16 protein-coding genes are annotated in these 19347 nt (G+C 43.3%); 2 read left to right on the forward strand and 14 right to left on the reverse strand.

The features are described from left to right. The 8 genes from WMO25_RS00985 to WMO25_RS01020 form a co-directional block, all read right to left on the reverse strand. On the reverse strand, positions 1-982 hold a 982-nt coding region (locus tag WMO25_RS00985), incomplete at its 3' end, for a M20 family metallopeptidase (protein ID WP_349083441.1). 63 nt (positions 983-1045) lie between these two features. Continuing rightward, positions 1046-2026, reverse strand: coding sequence for an ABC transporter ATP-binding protein (locus WMO25_RS00990; RefSeq protein ID WP_015512890.1), 981 nt, complete (start codon positions 2024-2026; stop codon positions 1046-1048). Then, positions 2019-3032 carry an ABC transporter ATP-binding protein gene (locus WMO25_RS00995; protein WP_015512889.1) on the reverse strand — a complete coding sequence of 338 codons (1014 nt, stop codon included), beginning with the start codon at positions 3030-3032 and terminating at the stop codon, positions 2019-2021. Before WMO25_RS00995 ends, WMO25_RS00990 begins: the two co-directional genes overlap by 8 nt. Positions 3033-3045: 13 nt before the next feature. After that, positions 3046-4224, reverse strand: a complete 1179-nt coding sequence (locus tag WMO25_RS01000; protein ID WP_015512888.1) for a M20 family metallopeptidase — start codon at positions 4222-4224, stop codon at positions 3046-3048. A 52-nt stretch (positions 4225-4276) separates the two neighbouring features. Further along, on the reverse strand, positions 4277-5191 hold the full coding sequence (locus WMO25_RS01005; protein ID WP_215632800.1) for an ABC transporter permease: 915 nt from the start codon (positions 5189-5191) through the stop codon (positions 4277-4279). Continuing rightward, a complete protein-coding gene (locus WMO25_RS01010) occupies positions 5192-6151 on the reverse strand; it encodes an ABC transporter permease (RefSeq protein ID WP_117528447.1) in 960 nt (319 codons plus the stop codon). A gap of 126 nt (positions 6152-6277) precedes the next feature. Then, the gene (locus WMO25_RS01015; RefSeq protein WP_349083445.1) at positions 6278-7915 is read right to left on the reverse strand and encodes an ABC transporter substrate-binding protein; all 1638 of its coding nucleotides are present in this window, start codon (positions 7913-7915) and stop codon (positions 6278-6280) included. Positions 7916-7944: 29 nt separating this feature from the next. Next, positions 7945-9120, reverse strand: a complete 1176-nt coding sequence (locus WMO25_RS01020) for a M20 metallopeptidase family protein (RefSeq protein WP_349083448.1) — start codon at positions 9118-9120, stop codon at positions 7945-7947. 265 nt (positions 9121-9385) lie between these two features. On the opposite strand from WMO25_RS01020, the gene WMO25_RS01025 reads away from it, so the two are divergent. Then, positions 9386-10324, forward strand: coding sequence for a DUF1177 domain-containing protein (locus tag WMO25_RS01025; protein WP_215690298.1), 939 nt, complete (start codon positions 9386-9388; stop codon positions 10322-10324). Between the two features lie 13 nt (positions 10325-10337). Next, positions 10338-11015 carry an AroM family protein gene (locus WMO25_RS01030; protein ID WP_250799064.1) on the forward strand — a complete coding sequence of 226 codons (678 nt, stop codon included), beginning with the start codon at positions 10338-10340 and terminating at the stop codon, positions 11013-11015. Between the two features lie 196 nt (positions 11016-11211). Here the strand turns inward: WMO25_RS01030 and htpG are convergent, their stop codons facing one another. From htpG to purC, 6 genes are all read right to left on the reverse strand, one after another. Beyond that, positions 11212-13221: a molecular chaperone HtpG gene (htpG, locus tag WMO25_RS01035; protein WP_349083452.1), complete on the reverse strand. Its 2010-nt coding sequence runs from the start codon at positions 13219-13221 to the stop codon at positions 11212-11214. 147 nt (positions 13222-13368) lie between these two features. Next, complete coding sequence (locus WMO25_RS01040) at positions 13369-14190, reverse strand: alkaline phosphatase family protein (protein WP_349083455.1); 822 nt, start codon at positions 14188-14190, stop codon at positions 13369-13371. 20 nt (positions 14191-14210) lie between these two features. Continuing rightward, positions 14211-14774 (reverse strand): DUF5721 family protein, encoded by a 564-nt coding sequence (locus tag WMO25_RS01045; RefSeq protein WP_349083458.1) that lies wholly within the window; start codon positions 14772-14774, stop codon positions 14211-14213. A 161-nt stretch (positions 14775-14935) separates the two neighbouring features. Continuing rightward, on the reverse strand, positions 14936-16369 hold the full coding sequence (gene purB, locus WMO25_RS01050; protein WP_015512869.1) for an adenylosuccinate lyase: 1434 nt from the start codon (positions 16367-16369) through the stop codon (positions 14936-14938). 709 nt (positions 16370-17078) lie between these two features. Further along, positions 17079-18584 carry an amidophosphoribosyltransferase gene (gene purF / locus WMO25_RS01055; RefSeq protein ID WP_349083462.1) on the reverse strand — a complete coding sequence of 502 codons (1506 nt, stop codon included), beginning with the start codon at positions 18582-18584 and terminating at the stop codon, positions 17079-17081. Continuing rightward, positions 18550-19257: a phosphoribosylaminoimidazolesuccinocarboxamide synthase gene (purC, locus tag WMO25_RS01060; RefSeq protein ID WP_015512867.1), complete on the reverse strand. Its 708-nt coding sequence runs from the start codon at positions 19255-19257 to the stop codon at positions 18550-18552. Before purC ends, purF begins: the two co-directional genes overlap by 35 nt. Positions 19258-19347: the final 90 nt, after the last annotated feature.

Genomic DNA, 19347 nt, shown 5'->3' on the forward strand with positions numbered 1-19347 from the left:
GGAGTTCATATTCAACGCCTTCCACACCGGCAGTCTTAATCATTTCTTTGACTGTGTTCTCAATTTCTTCATGATCCACACCATAAGGCAGACGACAATCGATGGTTGCCTCGCAGTAATCCGGCACCATATTTGGACGTGTGCCGCCGGAAATCAGGCCTACATTGGCTGATACATGGTTAATAACATTGCCGATGCCCTTCATATCCAGTTCTTTTTCTGCCACCATCTGTGAGTTAGCCAGAGACTGTAAAAGATCTTCCGGATAATGACCTTCAATCTTTGTCAGCATTTCGATATTTGCCAGAACTTTGTTTAATTTCAGGATAGCATTATCACCCTTGTAATTGCCAAGGCTTCCATGAGCAGACTTGCCGATGGATTTGAAGACAATATGCAGGTTGCCTTTCTGTCCGGATTCGATGGTCCAGTTGGTTGTCGGTTCCGCAATAATGGCTGCATTGGCTCCTTCAGCGTAGCCCTGTTCACAAAGCCATGTTGTTCCATATTCACTGCCGCTCTCCTCATCAGAAACAATATGAAGACGGATATTACCTTTCAAGTCTGCTCCTGAGTCTTTCAATACTTTCATGGCAAACAGAAGACCTGCCACACCGGCTTTCATATCAGAAGCGCCGCGGCCAAGGATTCTCTTGTCTGTAATTTCGCCACCAAATGGATCATAATCCCACTGAGAGCGATCGCCGGCAGGGACAACATCCACATGTCCGTTCAAAATCACACTGAAGCCGTCATCGCTGCCCATTTTGGCCAGTACATTCGGATGATCAGGATTACAGGAAACTTCTTCATAGCTGATACCTGCATCAGACAAATACTTTTCTACAAAATCAATGACATCTCTCTGTGTTCCTACAGGATTCTCACTCGGGATACGAATCAGATCTGAAGCCAGTTTGACAAGATCATTCCTTCTGCTTTTAGCCAGTTCCCAAACATCATTTCTTGTTACATTGTTCATTGAAATTCATCCTCTTTTCATTTTCTGCAGTTGTTCAAAATCAGATTTTGGAACTGCTGTATTTTACTCATATAAGAAACATGCAACCTGGTGACCATCACCAGCATCCTTTAACTTAGGGATTTCCTTTCTGCACCTATCCATGCAGTTCGGGCATCTGCCAGCTAACGGACATCCAATCTGATCGCCGATCGGGCTTGGAATATCGCCTTTTAGGACAATACGTTCTTTTTTTGCAAAAGGTGAAACCGGCGGAATCGCGGACAATAATGCTTTCGTATACGGATGCAGCGGATTCTCATAAATGGCATCCGCTTCACATAATTCTACAATTCTTCCCAGGTACATAATGGCAATTCTGTCACTGACATGCTTGATAACACCCAGGTCATGGGAAATAAAGATATATGTCAGATTGTACTGCTGCTGCAGTCTGTTGAACAGATTCAGCACCTGTGCCTGAATGGATACGTCCAACGCAGAAACCGGCTCATCACAGACAATTACCTTCGGATTCATGGCCAACGCTCTGGCCACATTGATACGCTGTCTTTGACCACCTGAAAATTCATGAGGGAAACGGTGAACGTGCTGAATATCAAGACCAACCTCTCTCATCAGTTCCAGAACACGTTTTTCACGCTCATTTTTATCGGAAATCAGTTTATGCACGATCAGCGGTTCCTCGATCAATTTGCCGGCTGTCTTTCTCGGATCCAATGAAGAGTAAGGATCCTGGAAAACCATCTGGACATCCTTCTTGGCTTTCTTAAGTTCTGCCCCTTTCAGTGAAAAAAGGTCTTTGCCGTCAAAAGTCACAGAACCGGCGGTTGCCTTGTGCAGCTGGATCAATGTACGACCGAATGTTGATTTACCGCAACCGGATTCGCCGATGACACCCAATGTCTCACCTTCATAAATATCTACAGACACATCGTTTAACGCATGGAGAATCTGAGGTTTACCGCCAAGCTTTTTGCTTTTGATCTCAAATTCCTTGGTCAGATGCTCAATTTTCATCAAAACTTTCTTTTCATTACTCATCCTTTAAGCCCTCTCCTTTCTCCAGTTTATTGGTCAGATTCTGTCTGTGACAGGCTACAAAGTGTCCCGGTTCTACTTCAACAAGAGGTGGTACAGACTGTGTACAGGCTTCTGTCACATACGGACATCTGTTGTAGAAATTACAGCATTTGCCTGTCAGACGAAGGTCAGGCGGTGTACCTGGAATAGTCTTTAATTCACCCTTGGATTCATCAGACAATTTCGGCATAGAATCCAGAAGTCCCCATGTATATGGATGACGCGGATTGCTGTAAAGTGTCTTTGTATCTGTAAATTCCACTGTATTGCCGGCATACATAACCATGACTTTATCACACATTTCCCACACAACGCCCAGGTTATGTGTAATCAGAAGAATGGCTGTATCCATATCTCTCTGAAGTTCTTTCAGAAGTTCCAAAACCTGTGCCTGAACGGTTACATCCAAAGCCGTCGTCGGCTCATCGGCAATGATCAGTTTTGGTTTACAGCAAACTGCCATGGCAATGATCACACGCTGACACATACCGCCTGAAAGTTCATATGGGTATGAATTCATACGTTTCTCAGGTTCAGGAATCCCAACTTTACTCAATGCCTCAACAGCCATTTTCCAGGCTTCATCTTTCGTCACATTCTGATGAGCCATGATCATTTCTGTCATCTGCTTACCAATCTTGAAAACCGGGTCAAGGGATGTCATCGGATCCTGGAAAATAACAGCAATATCTTTGCCTCTGAAATCATTTAACTCTTTTTTGCTTAATGCCAGAACATCTTTTCCTTCAAATTCAATGGAACCTCCGACAATCTTGCCTGTTCTTGGCGGGAGAAGACGGATAATAGAGCTGGAAGTCACACTCTTACCGGAACCTGACTCACCAACGATACCCATGGTCTCGCCTTTTGCTATATTAAAACTTACACCATCTACCGCCTTCGCAATACCGCTGGCTGTATAAAAGTAAGTCTTTAAATCTTTGACTGTCAATATATTTTCACTCATCGTATCACCTCGATTACTCGTATTGTGCTTTCATTTCACTGAATGCTTTTCGCACCGCTTCCATCTTCGACGAATCTGAAAGGATATCCACCGCAGTCATAGCCATACCCTTCGCTGCCGCCTCGATGGCTCTGTATCCATCGGGACTTCCTGTTGCTTCCTCAAATTCCGGTGTATGAACCCTGAGTCCCGGTCGAAGCCGGATATAGGCCTGGATGCCCGGAAGTGCATGGGTCACATTCCCCATATCCGTACAGCCAATTCCCTGTTCCTTTAATCTCGGACACAGTTCTTCACCAAGAACTTTGAAATTCTCTGCCAGTGTATCCTCCAGAACAGGATTATTGCGAATATCCTCATAAGATAAATCAATCATCTCATATTCAAAACGCGTTCCCGTAATTGCTGCCACATTCTCACAGATTTTGATGAAGCGATGGAATAATTCCCATTTATATTTCATACTGAATGACCGAATGGTAAACTCCGCAGAACAATGATCCGGTATAAAAATAGCCTGATCGCCGCCGTCACGGATAATGCCAAGAATCTTACCCTTGTCTCCAAGTTCAAGACGCATGGCATTGACAATATTAAACAGTTCAAGAACAGGCGTCAATGCGCTGATTCCCTCTTCCGGCCATGTGGCTGCATGCGCTGTTTTGCCATAATAATGTACGCGGATATCTGTTCTTGAATAGGAAATATCATTGACACATGTATCTGATGAGGCGTGAGTCAGCATCGCAAAATCAAGGCCTTCAAAAGCACCGTTTTCCAGCATAGTGATCTTGCCTCCGCCGCCTTCCTCTGCAGGTGTCCCGAGAACAGTAATTTTACCGCCTAATGTATCAATCACAGATTTCAGACCAATTCCCGCACCGCAGGCAATGGCACACATCAGATTATGTCCGCAGGCATGTCCCATGCCCGGAAAAGCATCAAATTCACCAACAAACCCTACATTCAGTCCGGGTTTTCCGCTGTCATAAACCGCTTTTACACTTGTCTCAATGCCTCCGACACCTGTTTCTACCTGAAAACCATATTTTCTCAAAAGTTCAGACATGGCTTTGCATGCTTTAAACTCATGAAAACTGTATTCCGGATGATGCCAGAGATAATCTGAAAGTTCTCTCAGATCCGGCATGATTTCTTCTATTCTTTTTTGAACTGTCTGTTTATTTTCCATTTCATTCATCCTTTATTCAAACTGAGGATCTGCGAAGACCTTCGCAGCACAATTACTGTTTCATCTTAGGATCCAGCACGTCGCGGATACCATCACCGAAAAGGTTAAAGCCAAGTACAGTGATCAAGATAAATGCACCGGAGATTGTTGCCACAAACGGTGCGGTTGTCAAACTGCTTTTGCCTTCACGAAGAATACTTCCCCATGAAGCTGTCGGTGCAGCAATACCAAGGCCGAGGAAACTTAAGGCTGCCTCAGAAATAATGGCACTGGCTACATTCAATGTTGCATATACAATAATCGGAGAAATAGCATTCGGAAGAATATGTGTAAACAGCAGTCTTGTGTTGGAAACACCGATCACACGACAGGCATTGCAGTATTCTTCATTTTTAACAATATGGACTTCACCACGAACCACACGGGCAAAACTTGGAATATTGCCGATACCGATGGCGATAATAACATTGATCAGTCCCTGTCCGAGCACTGTCATCAGAATAATGGATAACAGTACAAATGGGAAGGAGAGAAAACCATCCATGATTCGCATGATCACAGAGTCTACAATACCGCCCATGAAACCTGCGATCAGACCAAGTAAAACACCGATCACACCACCGACTAATGTACCGCCTGCTGCAACAATCAGAGAAACTCTGGCACCATAAATGACACGAGACAGCAGATCACGTCCAAACTGATCTGTTCCAAAAATATGACCTTCTGAAAAAGGTTTCAGAAATGCATCCAGTGGATGAATTTCATCCGGATCATAAGGTGCAAGGACAGGTGCAAAAACGGCGATGAAAACCATGACAACAACAATCACAAGACCGATCATGGCTGTTTTGTTTCGTTTTAATTTGTTCCAGACATTATTGGCACGACGTTCTGTTTTGAGCATTTCTGCCTGAGCATCCAGGCCGAGTGCATCCGCGGATGTCGTTTTTGTTGTATCTGCCATTTAATTACCCCCTTTCGAATCATAGCTGACACGTGGATTAATAATCATATAAACCACGTCTACCAGTAAATTGACAACGACAAAGACAACGGCAATAAAAAGGACCGTTCCCTGAATCAGCATATAATCTCGGTTATCGATGGCGGATACGATCATCGTACCCATACCAGGCCATGAAAAGATACTCTCTGTCAAAATGGCACCTGTAAAAGCGCTGGCCAGCTGAAGACCAAGAACTGTGACAATTGGAGGCAATGCATTTTTTAATGCATGCTTCCAGATAATGCTGCTCTCTTTGATACCACGGGCACGAAGTGCTTTGATGGAATCACTATGTATAACCTCCAGCATACTGGAGCGGGTTATTCTGGCGAATGTTGCGGTAGGGATTGTTGCCAGACAGAAACATGGCAGTACCATATGGGAGATCACATCTCCGATACCTTTGCTCATAGAGCCCATGCCCAGGGCAGGCAGCCATCCAAGCTGTACTGAAAACAGGTTGACAAGCATCAGGCCCAGCCAGAAAATCGGCATGGACACACCAACCAGTGCAAGAATCATAAAAATATAATCTAAAATCGAATACTGTTTTATCGCGGATAAAACACCAATGCCAACACCAATAAAAATAGCAATGACCAAACTGGTCAGAGTAATGACCAGCGTATTTGGAATTCTTTCTGCAATCAGGCTTGTAACCGGACGATTATAGACATAAGATGTACCAAAATCTCCATGCAGAATACCAATCATATAATCTGCATACTGTTCAAGCTTGCTCTTATTTAATCCAAGCTTAATCTCCATCTCGGCAATATCCTGGGCAGAAGCCTGCGGACCGAGGATTGTACGTGCCGGATTACCCGGAATCATTCGTGTCAAAACGAAAGTAATCGTAATAACAATGAGGAGTGTTGGAATACTTTGTAAAATACGTTTGAGAATTGTTTTTAACACTTACTTAATACACCACCATTTCATTTCAGCTGTCCGCAATCCACTGCGGATTTCTTAAAAAGAGAGGCGCGAACTCGCCGCGCCCCGCTTTCAAACATTCATATTCAAAACTCTCTTACAAGTTTCTTAATCTGTTACCCATACATTGTTTTCTGTTGTAACAAATTTGACTGTATTATCTGCTCTCTGAATAAAATCATGAACACGGCCGTTAACACCGTAGATAACGTTTTCATTTGAATAGAAGATACCTGGAAGATCATCTACGATCAGAGCAAGCGCCTGTTTATAGTAATCTGCACGATCAGCCTGATCTGTTGCTTCCAGCGCTTTCTGAAGTAATTCATCAACCTGTGCGTTGGAGTAATGCTGACCATTACCGATACCGCCAAACTCATCTGTTGAGAAGAGTTTGTTCAGGAAGAAGTATGGATCCGGATACCATGTCCAGGACATACCATAGACATCTGCATTATTTGACATTGCAACTTCTGAGAATGTGCCCCATTCAGATGCATGAATGTTTAATGCAACGCCAACCTGTGCCCAGTAAGCCTGAAGAAGGACAGCCATGTTCTGTCTTGCTTCTGTATCACTGATGTAAAGATCAAGTGTCAGGCCGTCACCGTAACCAGCTTCTGCAAGAAGGGCTTTGGCATCTTCTGGATCATAACCTGGAACTTTGCTTTCAAGAGAAGCATCGTAGCCCCATGAGCCCGGAGGCAGTGGAAGGCTTGCTTTCTGTGCTTCGCCGTATTTATACAGGGAAGCAACCATTTCCTCTACATTGACTGCTTCAATCAGCGCTTTTCTGACTTTGATATCAGCTGTAGGTCCCTGTTCCATGTTGAAGTAAATGTATGCAACATGAAGTCCCGGTGTCTCAAGCAGAGTCAGATCTGCATTATCCTTAACTTTCTGAACAGATTCACCCTTCAGATCCATGGCGACATCAAGCTCACCTGTCTGAAGTGCATTGGCTGCCTGTGTAGAGTCTGTGATAACCTTGAAAATAACTTCATCAAGATTTGGCTCTGCCAACCAGTAATCAGCGTTCTTCTTCAGAACTGCCTGCTGGTCAAGCTGAAAAGATTCCAGAGAGAAAGGACCTGTACCAACTAAATGGCTGCCAAAGTCATCGCCCCAGCCTTCAACTTCTTCCTTAGGAACGATTGCGTTGCCCGCATCTGTTAATGCTGTCAGGAAAGAAGAGTTCGCTGTTTTCAGTGTACATGTCACTTCATAATCGCCTGTTGCTTCTGCTTTGTCAAGCATGGACAGACGGTTGCTGTCTGAAAGTTCACCTGAACGGTTCAGTGAGTAAGCAACATCTTCCGCTGTCATCTCACGGCCATCCTGATACTTTCCTTTCTGGAACTTAACACCCTGGCGGATATTGAATACATATGTCATACCATCATCAGAAACTGTCCAGTCTGTTGCCAGAGAAGGTACATACTCAGATAAATCCTTGTTGTACTCGATCAGAGTATCACAGACATTTTTGATAATCTCGCTTTCATAAGTACCACTGTAGTGGATTGGATCCAGTTTACTTGGTGAAGCGGATAAGGAAATTGTCAGTGTACCACCTTTGACTGGATCTCCTTCTGCTTCTGTCTCGCCGGATGCTGTTGTCTCTGCTGCAGCTGAAGAACTGTTTGCTGCTGTACCTTCTGTTTCTTTAGAACCAGAATTACCGCAGGCTGCAAGAGAAACGCACATGGATGCAACAAGTGCAAGTGCTAAAATTCTTTTTTTCATCTCTTTTCCTCCTCGTGAAAAAATTATAACTACTGGTGTTCCTCCAGCCATCTCATGGCACATTCTGTATACACAGCAGCCATTCTGTGGATTGCTTCTTCATTAAAAGTAACCCTGCTATCGTGAACACCATAATTATAGCCTTCTTCCGTGCTTCCCGTACCAAACCAGTACAGGACAGATGGAACCTTAACGGAAAGTGCCGAAAAATCTTCGGACCCCGTCATTCGCTCGATCGGCTGTGCCGTACTTTCACCGAGCAGATCATCAATATAACGGATGGTATCCGTTAAAAGCTGATCATCATTATACATTGGTGGAATACCATCTCCAATGAAATCAATTTCACATTCCGCACGGAATGTCTTACATACACCTTCGCAGATATCAATCAGTCTCTGTCTGGCAAAGGCCTTGACATCCATGTTCATTGTACGGATTGTTCCCTGCATCACTGCCTCGTCCGGCATAATATTAGCTGCCGTTCCTCCATGGATGGAACAGATTGTCAGGACAATCAGTTCATTTGGATTGATTTCTCTGCTGTTAATTGTCTGAAGAGCCAACTGTATATGACAGGCTACATTAATTGGATCTACATTTAGGTGGGGTGCTGCACCGTGTCCGCCGACGCCCTTGACTTTAATCGTAAAGACATCACTGGAACCACAGCCTGTTCCTCTCGTATAACCTGCTTTGCCAAGGTTGTCATGCAGTACATGCATCGCCATAGCCGCATCAACATGAGGATTCTCCAGAATACCGGCGGCAATCATGTCGTTGGCTCCATCCATAATCTCCTCTGCCGGCTGAAACATCAATTTGACCTGCCCCTTCAACTCACTCTCATGGGCTTTCAGAAGCTTTGCTGCTCCAAGAAGGGCCGATGTATGAAAATCATGTCCGCAGGCATGCATTTTCCCATTAATAGAAGAAAACGGCAATCCTGTCTCTTCCTTCATCGGAAGTGCATCCATATCGCCGCGAATCAAAAAAGTCTTCCCGCCATCAGGGCCGATCACTGCACTGATACCTGCTTTTCCGACCGCCTTTGGTGCATATCCATATTCTCTTAACTGCTGCATCACATACGCTGTTGTCTTCGGAAGATCAAATCCAAGCTCCGGATTCTGATGGAGATGTCTGCGATGTGCGATCAGCTCGTTCTCAATCGCTTTCGCTTCACTTACGATTGAACTCTGCATAGCTTTCAACTCCTTACATCATATATCCATAATGATATATCCACAATGGACACCTGTCTGCACAAGACGTATTATACTATTGTATTTTCAATTCTGCAAGTCCTTTTGCATTTTTATTCAAAAAATTTATTCATTCGTCACTTTAATCTGTTAAAAGAGAGGATTTCCATTCAAATTCTATTGACCCATATCACATTTTGCTATAAACTGAATGTAATGTGCAAATATGCCATATATCATTTTATATCTAAGGAGGCAATTAACCATGTTATTAAGACAGGTTATCGAACTGTTTGATCTGCTTGACACTCCTGCTGCCAACGGCACAACAGTCACAAATCTTTTTAAGGAAAGAGGTAACGTAGAAGTTACTGTAGAAAATGTCAAAGGTGATGAAGGAGACACAGATTGTGTAACAATTCTCATTAAAGGCAGCGAAGGAAAATCTATCGGAGGCTCCGCTCCTACTCTCGGAATCATTGGACGTCTTGGCGGGCTTGGTGCAAGACCTGAAGTAACAGGCTTCGTTTCAGATGGCGATGGTGCATTGGCCGCACTGGCTGCCGGTCTTAAACTGACAGAAATGAATACCAAAGGTGACATTATGAAAGGTGATGTCATCATCGCAACCCATATCTGCCCGGATGCACCAACTCAGGAACATTTTCCTGTACCATTCATGGGTTCTCCAATCGACATGACAACAAACAATGAGAAGGAAGTTCTTCCGGATATGGATGCCATTCTTTCTATTGATACAACAAAAGGAAACCGTGTCATCAATTTAAACGGTTTCGCACTTTCTCCGACCATCAAAGAAGGCTATATTCTTGAAGTCAGCAATGACCTGATGGACGTTATGACACGTGTCACAGGCAAGCTGCCTGCTATTTTCCCTGTTGCACAGCAGGATATCACCCCTTACGGCAATGATCTGCACCATCTGAACAGTATTCTTCAGCCTGCGACTTCAACAAATGCCCCTGTTGTCGGTGTTGCGATTACAACAGAACAGCCAGTCGCCGGCTGCGCTACAGGTGCATGCCATTTTGAAGATGTTGAATCTGCTGCAAGATTTGCTGTCGAAGTTGCCAAAGGTTATGGCGACGGCATCATTTCTTTCTATGATCAGAAAGAATACGATCATCTGATTGAATTATACGGACCAATGAACGTATTCCAGACTTTCGGCAAGGATAAATAAAAGGACTGATTACATGAAACAGATCAAAATCGGCGCAATTACCATCGGACAGGCACCCCGCACGGATATCACCAGAGATATCCTGCCGCTGCTGCCGGATTACATGACATTGACAGAATATGGTGCTTTAGATGATATGACCTATGAAGAAGTCATGTCACAGTTTGCTCCATCTGAAGATGATGAAGTGCTGGTCTCTCGCATGCGTGATGGCAGGCAGGCCAAATTTACAGAACGTTTTATCCGTCCCCTTGTCCAGCAGAAGATTGATCAGGCAGAGGCAGAAGGCGTATCAGCGATTATCCTGTTCTGTACCGGCGTTTTTCCGGAATTCAGACACCAGGTGCTTTTCATCGAACCTCAGCCGCTTTTTCATGCCATTGCAGCCAAACTGGCGGGCAATCAAAAAATCGGCATCCTTGTCCCGGAACCGGATCAGGTGGAACAGGCTTATCATACCTGGGGCAAAAGCGGCATCTCTATAGAAGCCACCTCTGCCTCTCCGTATCTGGAATTTGACAAAATCGTAGAAGCAGCTTCTTTCTTTAAGGACAAGGATCTGGCTTTTATCTGTACCGACTGTATGGGATTTACCATGGAGATGAAGCACCGTATCCAGGAGATCACCGGACTTCCGGTTCTTCTTCCAAGGACACTGGTTGTTCGTATCCTTTGCGAAATGTTCTCATAATATTGAATATTACATATTGAAGGATACAAAAAAGAAATCCGTTCCGGTTTGTTTTTACCGGAGCGGATTTCTTCTTATATTTATACTTTATTATAGTGCCGTGCTAATTTGTTGCTTATTTACTACATTATTGAATTATCTGTTTATCATTGTAGTGCATAAAAATTCGATCAATTTGTAAAAATATACATTTATTTTATTTTGCAAGCAGTTTCAGAATTTCGTTGCTTCTTGCAACAAATTTTGTCATGGCTTCTGCATTTAATGGGCAGTGGCTTAATAATGCCAGATCATAAATCTGCTGGCAGAACATATTGACATGCTCACCTTCCGGATTGTTCAATACATACTGTACCAGTGCATTATTAGCATTGAGTACAAGTGTCTGGCCTTCTGTACCCATCTGTCCCTGGCTCATACCGTACATCTTCATCATATCCTGCATACGACGCATATCCTCGGATAATGTAATCATGGCGGATGTGTCTGCATTCTTCAGCTTCTCAACCTTCACATCCAGTGCTTCCACACCGAGTGCTTTCTTGAAGATATCTGTCAGCTTTGTCTGATCCTCTTCAAGAACCTTCTTGTCATCTTCACTGGCTGTTTCTTTGAATACGTCTGCCAGATCTGTATCAATACGTCTGAACTTCACATTTTTGTCCTTCATTGCCTCTTCAAGACGGCTGATGAATGGCTGGTCGATTGGATTCTTCAGAATAACAGCATTCAGCCCCTGTTCCTTGAACATGTTAATATACTGGGACTGCTGCAGCTCATCTGTGACATAGAATACCTGATTCTCATGTTTATCCTTAGCAGCCTCAAGATATTCATCCAGTGAAATATACTTGCCATCAAGATCCTTGTAAATGATGTAATCCTTCATCTTCTCGTTGAACTTGTCATCCTTGATGCAGCCGAACTTGATGAATGGATTAATATCATCCCAATACTTCTCATAGCTTTCTCTCTCTGTCTTGCACATACCAGAGAGCTTGTCTGCAACCTTCTTCGTAATATAATCGGAAATCTTCTTAACAAAACCATCATTCTGCAGTGCAGATCTGGAAACATTCAACGGCAGATCCGGACAATCGATGACACCTTTTAAGAGCATCAAAAATTCAGGGATAACTTCCTTGATATTATCTGCAATAAATACCTGGTTGTTGTACAACTTGATGGTACCTTCGATGGATTCATATTCCATGTTGATCTTAGGGAAGTACAAAATACCCTTCAGGTTAAACGGATAGTCCATATTCAGATGGATCCAGAATAACGGCTCTTTGTAATCATGGAAAACACTTCTGTAAAATTCCTTGTATTCCTCATCTGTACAATCATTTGGATGCTTTGTCCACAGAGGATGGATATCATTCATCAGTGATGGACGCTTGTTGATCTTGTATCTTTCCTTACGAGGAGATACAACAACGGTTTCTTTCTCGCCATTCTCATTCTCTTTCTCTTCTGTCTTCTCATCTTCAACAATTGTCTCAGCGATCACATCGTCATCGCGCAACTCATCCTTCTCAATTGTCTGGTATTCCTGCTCACCGCCCTCTTTGCTGAGGTAGATCTCAACAGGCATGAATGAACAATACTTCGTGATAACTTCACGGGCACGGTATTCATTAGAAAACTCATAGCTCTCATCGTTCAGATACAGTGTAATCTCTGTACCTCTCGTTGTTCTGTTGCCCTTGCTCATACTGTATTCGCTGTCACCATCACATTCCCAGTAAACCGGTTCTGCGCCTTCCTGATAAGACAGCGTATCAATTGTAACCTTATCTGCAACCATAAATGCAGAATAGAAACCAAGACCAAAATGACCGATGATCTGATCTTCATTTGTCTTGTCCTTGTACTTCTCAAGGAAATCTGTCGCACCGGAGAAAGCAATCTGTGTAATATACTCTTTCACTTCATCTGCTGTCATACCGATACCATTATCGATAAACTTCAATGTCTTCTCTTCCGGATTCACAATGACATCTACACGGAACTTCTCACCTTCCTGAAGCTGGTACTCACCCATCATTTCAAGCTTCTGTACCTTTGTCACTGCATCACAGCCATTGGAGATTAACTCTCTGAAAAATATATCATGGTCTGAATACAGCCATTTCTTAATGATTGGAAACAAATTCTCACTGTTGATCGATAAATTACCCTGTTCCTGTTTAACTTCTGACATATTCAACACTCCTGTTCTATACAATAATATAATAAAATGCCAACCATTGGCAGTCACCAGCGTCTTCTGCTAACAAGTATTGTAATACCTTTATTTCTAAATGTCAAGAAAAAAATCAGCACTCATTTTTAACGAGTGCTAATAGTTCTATTTGTGCAATTGAATCTCTAACTCCTGCTTCATACCCTCTGTCGCTGGAACGCCCATCAGTTTGCACACCAGCGGTGCCACATTCAGCTGTGAAATATAATTTTCCTCAAAACGTCCATTCTCCACTTTATCGCTGAAAATATAGAGTGCAACCTCTCTCTGGGCATGTTCCGTCCCCACATGAATACCAAGTTTGTTCATTCCGTGGTCTGCTGTCACCACTACTTGGTATCCTTTCTCCAACCATTCCGGCATTCTTGCTGCTATAAGATGTCCCACAGCAGCCACCGCATTGGCATATTCAGCACTGTCTGCCCCTTTCATGTGCCCCCATTCATCCACCGCCATGGTGTGATACAGCATAAAATCCGGGTCGAAAGTTTTGCGCAGGCATTCTCCCTCGGCGAAGACGTGGGAATCTGGATAGTTGTCATCCCAGTAGTACATACCGTACTGAATGGAGCCCTCAGCATCCAACTGCACCCTGTCTCTGTCTGATACATACGGTGCCCTGCTGTAAAGTTCACTCATCCATGAGTAAGAAATCGCAGCTGTTCTGCCGCCTGCCTTGCGGCACAATGAAAAGACGCTGTCATAAGGCAGTACTCCGCCCACCTCATTACAGGTCACACCGTGTTTGCATACAGGAAGCCCGGTAAAAAGGGTGGCATACATCGGCTTTGAAAGTGACGGCAGTTCACCCAACACTTTATATTTCGCACCTTTATTATAATCAATCATATGTTCAAGATATCCCAGATACTTGCTGGCCGCTTCGTACTGACAGGCATCCAGCAACACAAAGATTGTTTTATCCATTGTATTTTCCTCCAACATTTCTACACTTTTTCCACTGTAATCCCATTCTGCTTCATAAACTGCGCCGCAGTGTCATCCCAGACATGTTCCAGTGTCTTATCCATAACAAAAGTTTTATAAGAAAGCCCCGTGACGCAAATCAGCTTCTTGTCCTGATAGCGAATATTCAGATACAGTCCGGATAGCTGTTCCTTCAAATGTTCCAAATGATATTTGCCAAGGAGCCAGTCTGTATTGTGATCAGACAGCTGCAGAACAAATTTGAATGAAACAGGCAGTTTCTTCCCCTTCATCAGCAAAAAAGCCACCGGCTTAATCTCCGACCAAAGACTCCATTTTCTATCCTGAAGAAGCTCTGTTTCATCACTGCTATAGTAATCCCCGTTTAATTTCCCGTCAATGGAAAAAGCAGCAAATGTGGATACTTCTCCCTCCAGAACGTAAAACTGGTCAAAAACATTCTGAATCAGTAATTTTCTTGTAAAATCCCCGATATCTGTGATTGCAAACGTAATCAAGTCTTTTCCCCCATACTTAAACCGGCAGCACCATGCTTTTACACATAATGCTGCCACTAATAACATCTTTAATTAAATTATACGTAACTGTCCAGAGCTAACCTCCAAAATGCTACGCATTTCGTCGGTGTGGCGTATCCGCCAAATAAAATTTCAAAAACAGTCTTAAAAATGCAAGCATTTTATACCTGTTTTTGAAATTTTGCTTGGCTCTGAACAATTACAAATTATACGTTAATTTCAGCCTTGACACCCAATAATTCTTTGTTCGCATCCAAAATCGGCTGAATCACTTCTTCGACAAATTCTTCAACCTGCTGAGGTGCACGGCCGACAAAGTTCTCTGGCTTCATAATTGCTTTCAGCTGATCCATTGTCATACCGAAGGAAGGATCCGCTGCAATACGCTCCAGAAGGTCATTCGGCTTGCCTTCTTCCTTGACAACACGGCCTGCTGCCATAGAATGCTGACGGATCTTCTCGTGCAGTTCCTGTCTGTCACCGCCGGCTTTCACCGCATCCATCATGATATTCTCAGTTGCCATAAATGGCAGTTCATTCATCAGATGCTGTTCAATAACCTTCGGATAAACAACCAGACCATCGACAACATTCAGATATAAATCCAGAATACCATCAATGGCAAGAAATGCTTCCGGCACACTGAGACGTTTATTAGCTGAATCATCCAGAGTTCTCTCAAACCACTGTGTTGCCGCTGTAATTGCAGGATTCAGAACATCTACCATCACGTATCTTGAAAGAGAAGCAATACGCTCACTTCTCATTGGATTTCTCTTATAAGCCATCGCCGATGAACCGATCTGATGCTTTTCAAATGGTTCTTCAATTTCCTTCAGATGCTGAAGAAGACGAATATCATTGGAGAACTTGTGCGCACTCTGAGCAATTCCGCTGAGAACATTCACCACACGTGTATCCAGCTTACGGGAATATGTCTGTCCGGAAACAGGAAAACATGCTTCAAATCCCATCTTCTGGGCAATTCTCTTATCAGCCTCTTTGCATTTCTCATGGTCGCCATCAAAAAGCTCCAGGAAACTTGCCTGTGTACCTGTTGTACCTTTGGAACCAAGAAGCTTCAACTGAGAAATAATATAATTCACATCATCCAGATCCATGATCAGTTCATTGAGCCAAAGTGCTGCTCTCTTACCGACAGTTGTCGGCTGAGCCGGCTGAAAATGTGTGAAAGCCAGTGTCGGCATATTTCTGTACTTCATAGCAAAATCTTTCAATTCTGCAATAACATTGATCAGTTTCTTTCTGACAATGTAAAGCGCTTCACGCATAATGATCACATCTGTATTGTCGCCAACATAACAGGATGTCGCACCCAGATGGATAATCCCCTTTGCCTTCGGGCACTGCTGTCCGTAAGCATAAACATGAGACATGACATCATGACGAACCTCTTTCTCACGCTTCTTGGCTACATCATAATTAATATCATCCTTAGCAGCTTTCAGCTCCGCAATTTGCTCATCTGTAATGTCAAGACCGAGTTCCTGCTCTGTTTCAGCCAGAGCGATCCAAAGTCTTCTCCATGTCTTAAACTTCATCTCCGGTGAAAAAACATACTGCATTTCTTTGCTGGCATAACGCTCTGAAAGGGGGCTCTGATAAATCTCGTGATTCATAAATTTCTCCTTATCTATGACGGCATCGCAAAACTTCCAAAGCACTTGCAAATATATGAAAGCGACAGTTCATAGCAGGCACACTCTCGTTGCCCGGTCTCCGTTCCACTACGGTCGGTGCTAACGAAGGTCCACCGGACCTTCAGCACCTGGCAGCGGTACATAAAGTGCTAAAAAACAGCACTTAAGTACCGGCCGCGACGGAAGCACCTGCTTATGAATCTGCCACTTTCATATATTTATCCAAGGTAATTTAAGTTTTGCGATCGCCTGTTGATATATAACTACTTACTTATTGAATAATACAAGTGAAAGGAATTAATAAATTCACTTCGCAATTGGGAATGAATTTTTTATTCCTATCCACATCGCTCATTATAGCATTTTTTTATTTCTAACGCTACTATATTTTTGCAGAAGTATGATATCTGCTTTGTCCGGGATTCTTCGATTCCCGGCAGAAGTTTAAAATCTTCTGAACTGATTTTTCTTACAGCCTGCGGTCAAATACTTCAAATATAGAATTAAAACGAGCAATACAGTACAGGTGCTTATAATGCGGCTGGTTCTCAGGCGGTGTTTTTACCGCCTTATGTACCACTTCCGGCATTATCGCAGTGCAAACGTACCTGTGCTGCATTGCTCATTTTTAATTCCATAATGACACGCTTCATCCGCAGGCTTCTTGAACTTTTCAGTTCAGAAGCTTTTAAACTTCCATGTCTCCGCGGATGTCTCTCGTCGGAGGGTCTACAGGATAGTTTCCTGTGAAACAGGCGTCGCAATATTCAAGGTCTTTGACCATTTCATTCATTCTGTTGCAGTCCAGATAACCCAGAGAGTCCGCACCGAGAAGCTGTCTGATTTCATCGATGGTATGATGATTGGCTATCAGCTGATCACCGTTTGGAATATCCGTTCCGAAATAACAAGGGAACTTAAACGGCGGTGAACTGATGCGTACATGAACTTCTGTTGCCCCTGCATTTCTCAGCATGGTGACGATATTCGCACTGGTAGTGCCACGGACAATAGAATCATCCACCATGATGATCCGTTTGCCTTTAACGTTCTCTTTCAGAACATTTAATTTAATCTTGACACTCTGCTCACGCATACTCTGTTTCGGCTTGATGAATGTACGGCCGACATAAGTATTCTTAACAAAAGCCTGCCCATACGGAATGCCAGACTCCAGAGAATATCCCATGGCTGCGGCATTACCGGATTCCGGTACACCCACAACCATATCTGCTTCTACAGGATGGCTCTGAGCCAGAATTCTGCCTGCCATGATTCTGGAAGCGAAAACAGACACATCGTCAATGACACTGTCCGGTCTTGCGAAATAAATATATTCAAAAATACATCTGGCCGGTTTCACCATATTGCAATACTGACGATTGGATTTCACACCATCCTCAGTGATCGTGATAATCTCACCCGGTTCCAGATCCCTGATAAATTCAGCACCAACGGTATCAAGAGCACAGGTTTCAGAAGCCACCACATAAGTATCATCTCTCTTACCCAGACAAAGCGGCTTGAAGCCAAAAGGATCTCTGGCAGCCGTAATCTTTCTCGGACTCATAACAAGCAGAGAATAGGCACCTTTGATATACTGCATGGCTTTTGCCACGGCCTCCTCAACAGAACGACTTGTCACACGCTCTTTGGCTACCAGATAGGCAATAACCTCTGAATCAATGGTTGTCTGGAAAATGGCACCGTTTTTCTCAAGTTCTTCTCTCAGATCAACGGCATTGACCAGATTGCCGTTATGTACAATGGCCAATGTACCTTTGATGTACTTTGTTACCAAAGGCTGTGCATTGGCACGCACACTGCTGCCCGCTGTCGAATAACGCACATGGCCGACAGCAATATCACCATGAAGCTTGTCCAGATTCTCCGGTGTAAAAACTTCACTGACAAGTCCCATGTCTTTATAATATCGGATATCACGATTCTCACTGACTGCGATGCCACAGCTTTCCTGTCCGCGATGCTGCAGAGAAAAAAGACCGTAATATACCCAATTGGCGATATCTTCACCCTTCAGATTATAAGCGCCAAAGACGCCGCACTCCTCATGAAGTTCATCTTTTATATCTGTGCCGCATTCACTGCGGCTTTTATTCTGAAGCTGCTTTTCCACAATATCCTCCTGATCCACTGACTTACGCCAGACCGATTCTTCTGTAAATCTCCTCATAAGCTTCCTCTACATGTCCGAGGTCTCTTCTGAAACGGTCTTTGTCAAGCTTCTCATGTGTCTCACTGTCCCAGAATCGACATGTATCCGGTGAAATTTCATCAGCAAGGATAATCTGACCTTTGTAACGACCGAATTCTACTTTGAAATCAATCAGATCTACTTTGATGCTCTTGAAATAATCTACCAGGATTTCATTGATCTTAAAAACAAGTTCTGTAATCTTGTCAATTTCTTCTCTTGTAGCTGCACCAATGGCAACAGCATAATAATCATTGATCATTGGATCGCCCAGTTCATCATTCTTATAGGAAAATTCGAGTGTCGGGCTTAACAGTCTGAAGCCTTCTTCAATACCAAGTTTCTTGGAAAAGCTGCCTGCTGCTACATTTCTTACAATAACTTCAAGCGGAACGATTTCAACCTTCTTCACTGCTGTCTCTCTGTCACTGAGTTCTTCAATAAAATGAGTCGGAATCCCCTTCTCTTCCAGCATCTTGAAAATATGATTCGTCATGCGGTTATTCACAACACCTTTGCCTACAATCGTACCCTTCTTTACACCATTAAATGCTGTTGCGTCATCTTTGTAGTCCACAATTAAAACATCCGGATTCTCTGTTGTATAAACCTTCTTTGCTTTACCTTCGTATAACAATTCTTTCTTTTCCATGATTGCCTCCATCTTCCGCTTTACTTATTCATAAAATTAATAGAAACATTTATAAAAGCCACTTATAAATAGTGCTTATAGATGTCCATA

It is taken from the genome of Coprococcus intestinihominis (assembly GCF_040096555.1).
GTDB classification, from domain to species: Bacteria; Bacillota; Clostridia; order Lachnospirales; family Lachnospiraceae; genus Coprococcus_A; species Coprococcus_A intestinihominis.